The organism is Corallococcus sp. AB049A, from assembly GCF_003668885.1.
Taxonomy (GTDB): Bacteria; Myxococcota; Myxococcia; order Myxococcales; family Myxococcaceae; genus Corallococcus; species Corallococcus interemptor.
This window is the reverse complement of sequence record NZ_RAWL01000455.1, coordinates 1-6,734: the sequence shown is the minus strand read 5'-3', so window position 1 is coordinate 6,734 and position 6,734 is coordinate 1. Positions and strand designations below refer to the sequence as shown.

6 protein-coding genes are annotated in these 6,734 nt (G+C 69.8%); 2 read left to right on the top strand and 4 right to left on the bottom strand.

The window, feature by feature from the left end; translation table 11 throughout:
• The 4 genes from D7X55_RS33300 to fabI form a co-directional block, all read right to left on the bottom strand.
• The coding region (locus D7X55_RS33300) for a protein-glutamate O-methyltransferase CheR (protein WP_233610220.1) at positions 1–871 on the bottom strand (871 nt) is incomplete at its 3' end.
• Positions 868–1,734: a response regulator gene (locus D7X55_RS33295; RefSeq protein WP_120551024.1), complete on the bottom strand. Its 867-nt coding sequence runs from the start codon at positions 1,732–1,734 to the stop codon at positions 868–870. The genes D7X55_RS33300 and D7X55_RS33295, both read right to left, overlap by 4 nt.
• 5 nt (positions 1,735–1,739) lie before the next feature.
• Entirely contained in the window at positions 1,740–2,117 is a 378-nt protein-coding gene (locus tag D7X55_RS33290; RefSeq protein ID WP_120551025.1) for a response regulator, read from the bottom strand.
• A gap of 161 nt (positions 2,118–2,278) precedes the next feature.
• Positions 2,279–3,112 (bottom strand): enoyl-ACP reductase FabI, encoded by an 834-nt coding sequence (gene fabI, locus D7X55_RS33285; RefSeq protein ID WP_120551026.1) that lies wholly within the window; start codon positions 3,110–3,112, stop codon positions 2,279–2,281.
• 307 nt (positions 3,113–3,419) lie between these two features.
• Between fabI and D7X55_RS33280 the strand changes: the two genes are divergently transcribed.
• Together D7X55_RS33280 and D7X55_RS33275 are read left to right on the top strand one after the other, a co-directional pair.
• On the top strand, positions 3,420–6,296 hold the full coding sequence (locus D7X55_RS33280; protein WP_120551027.1) for a 2-oxoglutarate dehydrogenase E1 component: 2,877 nt from the start codon (positions 3,420–3,422) through the stop codon (positions 6,294–6,296).
• A partial coding sequence (locus D7X55_RS33275) for a biotin/lipoyl-containing protein (RefSeq protein WP_199747269.1) occupies positions 6,286–6,734 on the top strand: 449 nt, incomplete at its 3' end. The genes D7X55_RS33280 and D7X55_RS33275, both read left to right, overlap by 11 nt.

Here is a 6,734-nt window from a genome sequence, read left to right as displayed (position 1 = left end):
GCGCGGGCGTCAGGCGGAGCGCGGGCACGGGCTTTTCCACGGGCAGTTGCGCGAAGGTGCGCTCCTCCGGGCGGGGCTTGCGGAAGGCCTGCAGCTCCGGAGGCCCCTCGCGCGTGAGCCCCGGCGGCGTGCGGTCCACCTCCACCGTGCCCAGGAACAGCCAGCCCCCCGGCGCCAGCGCCCGCGCCAGGTGGACGACGGCCGCGTCGCGCGCGGACGGGGAGAAGTACGTGAGCACGTTGCGGCAGAGGATGAAGTCGAACTGCCCGAAGCGCTCCGGCAGCGGCGCCAGCAGGTTCGCCGGCGCGAAGCGCGTCACCTTGCGGACCTCCGGGAGGATGGACACCTGCCGCCCGTTGTGGAGTTCGTAGACGGGGTGCAGCGCGGGGGCGGACTCGCGCCGGGACCACGCGCCGTAGGTGCCGCGCCGCGCGGCCTCCAGGCTGGCCTCGTGCAGGTCCGTGCCCACCACCTCCACCGGCATCCCGGGGGGCGCGCACGCCAGCAGGCACGCGGCCAGCGAATAGGCCTCCTCGCCCGTGGCGCACCCGGCGCTCCAGCCGCGCAGGTGCAGGGCGCCCTGGCGCAGCGCCGTGGGGATGCCCTCCTGCGCGATGTAGCGGAAGTGCTCCGGCTGGCGGAAGAAGTACGTCTCCCCCACCAGCACCGCGCGCACCAGCGTGTAGGCCAGGGGCGAGCCCAGCTGCTGCAGTTCGCTCAGGACCTCCGTGGGCACGCGCCCCCGGGCCAGCTCCGCGCGCAGCACGCGCTCCACCGCCTCCTGGGCGATGGCGTCGTCCCGGAAGCCGGTGGTGTCCGCCACCACTTCCCGGGCACGGGCCAGAAGCCTCGGGTCGAGCCCCGCACTCATGCGCTCCGCTCTTCCTCCACCGGCGCGAGCAGCGCGGGCAGGTCGCGCAGGAGCCCCCGCGCGATGAACACCTTCGGATCCAGGATGGGCAGCGCGCGGCCGCCCGTGCGCAGCATGCCGATGAGGCCTTCCTGCAACAGGCCGTGCTCGGCGCCGCCCACCTTCTCCCGCCGGTCGATGTCGCTCGCCTGGAACTCCTCCGGGTCCTTCACCGTGTCCACGGTGAGCGCCAGCGACACGCCCTCCGTCTCGATGACCACCAGCATCCGCTCCGCGATGGACACCTTGTGCTGCACGCCCAGCCGCAGCGCCACGTCCAGCACGCACACCGCCTGGCCGCGCAGCTCCACGTACTCGCGCAGGTACGACGGGCCGGTGGGCAAGGGCCGCGTCAGCGGCTGGAGCAGGACCTCCTTCACGGAGTCCAGCGGCACGGCGAACTCGCGCTCGCCCACGTGCAGCCGCAGGACGAGCATGGCCCCGGAGCGCGAGCGCCGGCGCGCGTTCTCCAGCGCCTCGCCCACGCGCAAGAGCAGCTCGTCCGCGCGGAAGGGCTTGGCCAGGAACGCCTCCGCGCCCAGGCCCAGGCACGCCTCCGCGCGCTGCTTCTCCGACGAGATGATGATGACCGGGATGTCCGCCGTGGCCGCGTCCGCCTTCATCCGCTGGAGGACCTCATCCCCGTCCATCTCCGGCATGGACAGGTCCAGCAGCATCGCCGCCGGGTGCAGCCGCCCCACCTTGTCCAGCGCCTCACGGCCGTTGCTGGCCGTGTGGATGGTGTAGTGGCCGGAGAGGATGGCCCGCTCCAGCGCCAGGATGGCGTCGCTGTCATCCACCAGCAGCAGCGTCGGCAGACTCACGGTCGTCAGCCCCCGTTCAGGAACTGGCGCACGGTCTTGGTCAGCTCGTCGTGCGACACCGGTTTCTGGATGAAGGCGTTGGCCCCCGCAGCCGAACCGCGCTGGCGCAGGTCCTCCCCCTTCTCCGCCGTCAGCAGGATGACCGGCACCTTCTGCACTTGCGCCTGGGCGCTCGCGCGGACCTCCTTCACGAAGGTGATGCCATCCATGTTCGGCATGTTGATGTCGGCGATCACCACGCTCACCGGCACCAGCCGCAACAACTGCAGCGCGCGCTGCGCGTCCTCCGCCTCCACGATGCTGACCTTGAGGTTCATCAGGTAGATCTTGAGGATGTTGCGGACGGTTGGACTGTCGTCCACCAGCAAGACATTGGTGCTCACTGTGCCACGGCTCCTCGCGCAGGCTCCGCGGAGTGCGGGATGCGCCTGCGCTGCATGGGTGATCCTACCGTGAGCGCTCCAACGGGCGGAAGCGGGGGGCTCCCGTCCGCCGGGATGCCTGGCAGGCGGATGTCTGGACTTTCCAGGAAGGTTGGGCGGCTTCAGCCTTCCTTGGGCGTGGGGTTGGCGGGGACCCCTTCTGCCGGTGTCTCCACCGTCTCCACCGGCGGTGCGCCTACGGCGTGGTAGCCGCCGTCCACGTGAATCATCTCGCCGGTGGTGGACGACAGCCAATCGGACAGAAGTGCACAGGCCGTCTTCGCCACGTGGTCGTGGCTGTCCTTGTCGCTCCAGCCGAGCGGCGCCTGCTTGCCCCAGTACTGCGCCAGCGCCTTGAAGCCCGGGATGCCCTTGGCCGCCACGGTGGCGAGCGGGCCCGCGGCGAGCGCGTTCACGCGGATGCCCTTGGGCCCCAGGTCGCGCGCCAGGTAGCGCACGGTGGCCTCCATGGCCGCCTTGCACACGCCCATCCAGTCGTAGATGGGCCACGCCTGCCGGTTGTCGAAGTCCAGCGCGACGATGGAGCCGCCCTGCGTCATCAGCGGCGCGCACGCCACCGCCAGCTCCTTCAGGGAGAAGGTGGAGATGCGGAACGCCGTCTGCGCGCTCTCCCACGGCGTGTTGAGGAAGTTGCCGCCCAGCGCGTCCTCGGGCGCGAACGCGATGGCGTGCAGCACGCCGTCCACGCGGCCCCATTTCTGCCGCAGGGCCTCCGTCAGCGCGGGAAAGTGCGCCGGGTTCGTCACGTCCAGCTCCAGCACCTCCGTGCCGGGCTTGAGCCGCTTCGCGCTGCGCTCGGTGAGGGACTTGGCCCGGCCAAAGCCGGTGAGGATGACCTCCGCGCCCTGCGCGATCGCGTGCTCCGCGACCCCGAAGGCCAGCGACTGCGGAGTGAGCACACCGGTGATGAGCAGCTTCTTGCCCTGGAGGAGCATGTCGGTCCGTTCCGGAAGAGTGGAAAGAGGGGGCGTGTCCTTACCACTCCTGAACCGCCGAGGGAGGCCCCGGACCCCGTGTCGCTTTTGCCTCGGATGTACGTCCGTTCAGCATGCCAGGGACCCGGGCGGCTCTTTTGAGCTCCTTCCAGCCGGGGGAATCCGGTGCTCGGTGAAGCTGCGCTCACGCGGGGCATGACTCCATCTGCTCCCCAAAGTGAAGCCGGGCAGCCATGCATGACGCGGTTCAACAAACCTGAGGCGAAAACCCCCCAACACGTCCCCCATCCAGTAAAAGACCCCCGCCATGGCGAATTTCCAGGACAGTTTCCTCTCGGGTGGAAACATCGACTTCATCGAGGGGCTCTACGCGCGCTTCCTCGAGGATCCGGGCAGCGTGGACGCGAGCTGGCGCGAGGTGTTCGAGCGCAACGACGGCACGGGCCGCCCCATCTTCAACACGAAGCTTCTGGAGGCTCCGACACCCGCCGCACCGGAGGGCAAGGGCAAGGGCAAGGCGAACGGCGCCGCCGCACCGGCCGCCGCGGTGCCGCAGGCCCCGGTCGCTCCGGCGCAGGACATCGGCCTTCAGTCGAAGGTGGATCAGGCCATCACCGCCTTCCGCCTGCGCGGCCACCTGCGCGCGACGCTGGATCCGCTGGCGCGTCCGCGCCCGCAGCTGGGCCACGTCGCGGACGTGGCGCTGATGGATGAGAACCACTTCGCCGCGAAGGAGCTGGAGCAGGCGGTGGAGTGCAACAACGTCTTCCCGCAGCAGCGCGTGCGCCTGGCGGACCTCGTCACGCGCCTGCGCCGCACGTACTCGGACCACATCGGCGTCGAGTTCATGCAGATGCTCGACAGCGAGCGCCGCCGCTGGCTCATGAAGCGCATGGAGCACAGCGAGAACCGCACGCCGTTCTCCGTGGAGGACCAGCGGCACATCCTCACCAAGCTCTCCTACGCGGAGGGCTTCGAGAACTTCCTGCACACGAAGTACGTGGGCGCCAAGCGCTTCAGCCTGGATGGTGGCGAGGCGCTCATCCCCATGCTGGACGCGCTCTTGGAAGTGGGCAGCGGCATGGGCCTGAAGGAGCTGGTCATCGGCATGGCCCACCGCGGCCGCCTCAACGTGCTGACCAACATCCTGGGCAAGAAGCCGGATCAGATCTTCAGCGAGTTCGACGGCCCCAAGGACCCCAAGGCGTACCTGGGCCGCGGCGACGTGAAGTACCACATGGGCTTCTCGTCGGACCACGCCACGCGCGCCGGCAAGAACGTGCACCTGTCGCTGGCGTTCAACCCCAGCCACCTGGAGTGCGTGGGCCCCGTGGTGGAGGGCCGCGTGCGCGCCAAGCAGGACCGCGGCGGGGACACCGAGCGCACGCAGGTGATGCCGCTGCTCATCCACGGCGACGCGGCCTTCATCGGCCAGGGCATCACGTCGGAGACGCTGAACTTCTCCGGCCTCAAGGGCTATACGACGGGCGGCACGGTCCACATCGTCATCAACAACCAGGTGGGCTTCACCACCGACCCGTCGGACTCGCGCACCAGCATCTACTCCACCGCCATCGCGCAGATGCTGGACATCCCGGTGTTCCACGTGAACGGGGATGATCCGGAGGCGTGCGTCCACGCGGCGCGGCTGGCGGCCGAGTACCGCCAGACGTTCAAGAGCGACGTGGTCATCGACCTCATCTGCTACCGCCGCTACGGCCACAACGAGGGCGACGACCCGTCCTTCACCCAGCCGGCGATGTACGACCTCATCCGCAAGCACCCGCCGGTGCGCGCGCTCTACGCGAAGGCACTGGCGGAAGCCGGCCGCATCAGCGCGGAGGAGTCGGACGCCATCAAGCAGCGCTGCTTCCAGGACTTCGACGCGGCGCTCACCCGCGCCCGCCAGGAGAGCCAGTTCAAGGAGCCCAACGCGCTGGAGGGCCTGTGGAAGCCCTACAAGGGCGGCCTCTTGAAGAACGCGCCCCAGGCGTCCACGGCGGTGGCCAAGGCCACGCTGCGTGACGCGCTCCAGAAGCTGGCCACGGCGCCGGAGGGCTTCAACGTCCACCGCGACGTGGAGCGCACGGTGCTCAAGAAGCGCCAGGGCATGCTGGAGAGCGAGGAGCTCCAGTGGAGCGAGGGCGAGTCGCTGGCGTACGCGACGCTCCTGTCGGAGGGCTACGGCATCCGCCTGTCCGGCCAGGACAGCGAGCGCGGCACGTTCAGCCACCGCCACGCGGTGCTGCACGACACGCAGACGGGCCAGGAGTTCACGCCCCTGCGCCAGTTCGCCACCGGCAAGGCGACGTTCAACGTCTACAACAGCCCGCTGTCGGAGATGGGCGTGCTGGGCTTCGACTACGGCTACAGCCTGGACGTGCCGGACGGCCTCACGCTGTGGGAGGCCCAGTTCGGTGACTTCGCCAACGGCGCGCAGATCATCATCGACCAGTTCATCGCCGCGGCGGAGAGCAAGTGGCGCCGGCTGTCCGGCATCACCCTGCTGCTGCCGCACGGCTACGAAGGCCAGGGCCCGGAGCACTCCAGCGCGCGCCTGGAGCGCTTCCTGGACCTGTGCGCCGAGGACAACCTCCAGGTCTGCTACCCCACCACGCCCGCGCAGATCTTCCACCTGCTGCGCCGCCAGGTGCTGCGCCCCGTGCGCAAGCCGCTGGTCATCATGTCGCCCAAGAGCCTCCTGCGCCGCCCGGAGGCCACCAGCCGCATGGACGACCTGGCCACCGGCGCGTTCCAGGAAGTGATTCCGGACGCGAAGGCGGACGCCGCGAAGGTGAAGCGGCTGCTCTTGTGCAGCGGCAAGGTGTACTACGACCTGGCCAAGGCCCGGGACGAGCGCAAGGACGACTCCATCGCCATCGTGCGCGTGGAGCAGCTCTACCCGTTCCCGCAGGACGAACTGGCCAACCTGGTGGCGAAGCTGCCGGCGCTCCAGGAGCTGTACTGGGTGCAGGAGGAGCCGCGCAACGCGGGCGGCTGGCACTTCATGTTCCCCCGCCTGCACGACCTGTTGTCCCAGCGCGCGCAGCAGACGGTGAAGCTGGGCTACATCGGGCGCGCCGAGGCCGCCAGCCCCGCCACCGGTTTCACGAAGACGCACGACTACGAGCAGCAGCTCATCATCGAAGAAGCCATCCTCCGAGGAACCCAGAATGGCCGTTGAACTGAAAGTCCCGCCGCTCGGCGAATCCATCACCGAAGCCGTCGTCGGCAAGTGGAACAAGAAGCAGGGGGAGTCCGTCTCCGCGGACGAGCCGCTCGTCGTGCTGGAGACCGACAAGGTCACCATCGACGTGCCGGCCCCCGCCGCCGGCAGCATCGCGTCCATCGCCTTCAAGGAGGGCGACAAGGTCCGCGTGGGTGACGTGCTGGGCACCATCGAGGCCGGTGGTGCTGGCGCTGCCGCCTCTCCCGCCGTGGCCGCCGCCACGCCCGCGCCCGCCCAGGCCGCGGCGCCCGTCTCCGCGGCTCCGGCCCAGGCCGGTGCTGACACGCGCATCACCCCCACCGCCAGGAAGATGGCGGAGGAGAACCGGGTGGACGTGGGCCAGCTGAAGGGCTCCGGCGCCGGTGGCCGCATCATGAAGGAGGACGTGCAGGG